This is a genomic window from Variovorax sp. 20P10.2.4, assembly GCF_058244205.1.
On sequence record NZ_JBZAYE010000701.1, the window covers coordinates 1 to 3,570 of the forward strand.

Here is a 3,570-nt window from a genome sequence, read left to right on the forward strand (position 1 = left end):
CGGTCGGAGGTCAATGCACCTTCGGGAAGCCGTGGCGCTCGGCCAGCAGCGCGAGGATGCGGCGCGTGTCGGTCACGAAGCGCAAGGCGCCGAGCGACTGCGCATCGGACGGTGCCGGCGGCTCGTCGCCGAACACCAGCACCGGCAGGCTCTGGTGCGCCTCGTCGAGCAGCGCCACCACGGCCGCGCGCGGGCGAGGGAACGGCAGCCGGTGCACCTCGAGGCGCGCGGCCTGTTCGGGCGCCGAGGCCAGCAGCCCCTCGATGGGCAGGCCGTCGGGGCAGACGAAGGCATCGCCCGGGTGCTTGTCGTCGGTGAAGCCTGCCTCGAGCAGGAAGAGTCGGTCGCGGCTCATGCGAGGAATCCTTTGGAAGTCGGTGAAATGAAGAACCCAACGATGGAGCGAAGCCGCTCGCGGGCGAACGAAGAAAAGCACATGTGCATATCCGCATCGCGCGCTTGCGTTCCGGCGACGGAGGCAGCGCGATGAACGAGGCGGGCACGCGCCGCCAGATGCACCTGGGCGCCTTCTTCTTCGGCGTGGGTCATCACCTCGCGGCCTGGCGCCATCCCGACGTGGACCCGGGCGCCGCGAGCCGCATCGAGGCGCTGCGCGAATGGACGCGCATCGCCGAGGCCGCGAAGTTCGACGCCATCTTCTTCGCCGACAACGTCGGCCTGCCCGGGCCGCCCGACGAGGTGGTGGCGAAGAACGCGCTGTGGTATCCGCTCGATCCGCTGGTCACGCTGGCGGCGCTGTCGCAGTCGACCACGCACATCGGGCTGGTGGCGACCGTGTCGGCCACCTACCTGCCGCCCTACCACCTGGCGCGCAAGTACGCCTCGCTCGACCAGGTCAGCGGCGGGCGCAGCGGCTGGAACCTCGTGACCTCGGGCAGCGATTTCGAGGCACGCAGCTTCGGGCTGCCGCAGCAGTTCGCGCATGCGCACCGCTATGCGCGTGCCCACGAGTACGTGAAGATCGTCAAGGGGCTGTGGGACACCTGGGAGGACGATGCCTTCGTGCACGACAAGGCGGCCAACCGCTTCTTCGATCCCGCGAAGCTGCACCGCGTGGCGCACGAAGGCGAGCACTTCACGCTGCATGGCGGGCTGCAGACGCCGCGCGCGCCGCAGGGCCACCCGGTGCTGGTGCAGGCCGGGTCGTCGGGCGACGGGCAGGACCTGGCTGCCGCCACGGCCGAGGTGGTGTTCACGGCCCAGCAGACGCCCGAGGATGCGCGCGCTTTCTACGCCGGCCTCAAGGCGCGGCTGGCCGCGCACGGGCGCGGCCCCGATTCGCTCAAGATCCTGCCGGGCATCTCGCCCTTCGTCGGTCGCAGCCAGCAGGAGGCGCAGGAGAAGTTCGAACAGCTGCAGGGCCTGATCGACCCGGTGCTCGGCGTGGGGCTGCTGTCGACCTTCCTCGGCAACGTCGACCTCTCGGGCTACGCGGTCGACGGTCCCTTTCCGCAGGACCTGCCGGTCACCGAGGGCTGGAAGAGCCGCCAGGCGCTGTTCTCCGAGATGGCGCGCCGCGACGACCTGTCGATCCGCCAGCTCTACGAGAAGGTGGCGGGTGCGCGCGGCCACTGGACCGTGGTCGGCACGCCCGAAGCTATTGCCGACCAGCTCGAGCACTGGTTCAGCACCGGCGCGGCCGACGGCTTCAACGTGCTCGCGCCGACGCTGCCGTATGGTCTGAGCGACTTCGCGCGGCTCGTGATTCCCGAGCTGCAGCGGCGCGGGCTGTTCCGCACTGAATACACCGGCCGCACGCTGCGCGAGCACCTGGGGCTCGCGCGGCCCGCGCATCCTGCCGCCGTGGCCGCATCGATTCCTTCCCACCGGCAAGCCCACGCATGAGCGAACCCACCGAATTTCTCTGGTACGTCCCCAACCAGGTCGTGGCCGGCCATCGCGGCGACGCCGCCGTCGAAGGCCACAACAGCCTCGACACGCTGACCCGGCATGCCCTGGCGCTCGAGGCGCACGGCTGGAAGGGCGCGCTGCTCGGCGCCGGCTGGGGCCGGCCCGACACCTTCACGGTGGCGACCGCGCTGGCCGCGCGCACCACCACCTTCGAGCCGCTGATCGCGATCCGCCCCGGCTACTGGCGGCCCGCGCAGTTCGCATCGGCCGCGGCCACGCTCGACCATCTGAGCGGCGGCCGCGTGCGCATCAACATCGTCTCGGGCAAGGACCAGCTCGCGGCCTATGGCGACAGCGAGGGCGACCCCGCGCAGCGCTATGCGCGCACGCGCGAGTTCATCCACCTGGTGCGCCGGCTCTGGACCGAGGAGGGCGTGACCTACCGTGGCGAGCACTTCGGCGTGGAGAACGCCACCGTGCAGCCGCGCATCGAGGTGCGCGGCGCGCGACGCCATCCGACGATCTATTTCGGCGGCGCCTCCGAGGCGGCCGAGCGGGTGTCGGCGACCGAGGCTGACGTGCAGCTGTTCTGGGGCGAGCCGCGCGACGGCATCGAGGAACGCATCGAGCGGCTGAAGGCGTTGAGCCGCAGCCTCGACCGCGATCTGCCGCCGCTGCGCTTCGGCCTGCGGGTCACGACGCTGGTACGCGACACCACCGAGGAGGCCTGGGCCGATGCCGAGGCCAAGGTGGCGCAGATGGCGCGCGGCGCGGCGCCCGGCGAGCCCGACCGCGCGCAGGCCGTGGGCCAGCGCCGGCTGCTGCAGCTGCACGAGCGCGGCGAGGTGCTCGACGACAACCTCTACACCACGCCCGGCAAGTACGGCGGCGGCGGTGCCGCTACCACCTGGCTCGTGGGCTCGGCGCAGGACGTCGCGCGCTCGCTGCGCAAGTACCAGGCGCTGGGCATCACGCACTTCGTGCTGTCCGATACGCCCTACCTCAACGAGATCCGCCGGCAGGGCGAGCAGCTGCTGCCGCTGCTGCGCGATGCCGCCGCATAACCCTTCCTCATCGCCATGACCTCTACTTCTTCCAGCGGGCCCGGCCCGCGCTTCGGCATCTGGGCGCTGGTGCACGGCAGCCGCGCCGCGCTGCAGGACCCCGACGAGCCCTACGACGCCTCCTGGCGGCGCAACCGCGCGCTGGTGCTCGAGGCCGAGCGGCTCGGTTTCGACTCGGTGCTGGTGGCGCAGCACACGGTCAATCCGCACGATGGCGAGAGCGCGCAGCTCGAGGCCTGGACGGCCGCCGCGGCGCTGGCCGCGCTGACCTCGCGCATCGAGATCATCGCGGCCATCAAGCCCTACCTCTATCACCCCGCGGTGCTCGCGAAGATGGCGCTGGGCATCGAGGAGATCAGCGGCGGGCGCTTCGCGATCAACCTCGTCAATGCCTGGAACCGGCCCGAGCTCGAGCGCGCCGGTATTCCCTTCGCCGAGCACGATGCGCGCTATGCCTATGGCCGCGAATGGATCGAGGTGGTGGAGTCGCTGCTGCGCGGCGAGCGCACGCGCTTCGCGGGCGAGCACTTCAAGCTCGACGACTACCGGCTGAGCCCGGCGGGCCTGCACCGCGCGCGGCCACGCATCTACGTGGGCGGCGAATCGGAGCCGGCGCGCGCGCTGGTGGCCGATC

At 71.3% G+C, this 3,570-nt stretch carries 4 protein-coding genes; 3 read left to right on the forward strand and 1 reads right to left on the reverse strand.

The annotated features are described in order from the left end of the window. Positions 1-10 precede the first annotated feature (10 nt). Positions 11-355: a DUF3088 domain-containing protein gene (locus AC27VN_RS35915; RefSeq protein ID WP_490879714.1), complete on the reverse strand. Its 345-nt coding sequence runs from the start codon at positions 353-355 to the stop codon at positions 11-13. 131 nt (positions 356-486) lie between these two features. Here AC27VN_RS35915 and AC27VN_RS35920 point away from each other — a divergent pair, with 131 nt between their 5' ends. The 3 genes from AC27VN_RS35920 to AC27VN_RS35930 all read left to right on the forward strand — a co-directional run. Then, the gene (locus tag AC27VN_RS35920; RefSeq protein ID WP_490879715.1) at positions 487-1,866 is read left to right on the forward strand and encodes an LLM class flavin-dependent oxidoreductase; all 1,380 of its coding nucleotides are present in this window, start codon (positions 487-489) and stop codon (positions 1,864-1,866) included. Next, positions 1,863-2,936: an LLM class flavin-dependent oxidoreductase gene (locus AC27VN_RS35925; RefSeq protein ID WP_490879716.1), complete on the forward strand. Its 1,074-nt coding sequence runs from the start codon at positions 1,863-1,865 to the stop codon at positions 2,934-2,936. Before AC27VN_RS35920 ends, AC27VN_RS35925 begins: the two co-directional genes overlap by 4 nt. Before the next feature lie 15 nt (positions 2,937-2,951). Beyond that, a partial coding sequence (locus tag AC27VN_RS35930; protein ID WP_490879717.1) for an LLM class flavin-dependent oxidoreductase occupies positions 2,952-3,570 on the forward strand: 619 nt, incomplete at its 3' end.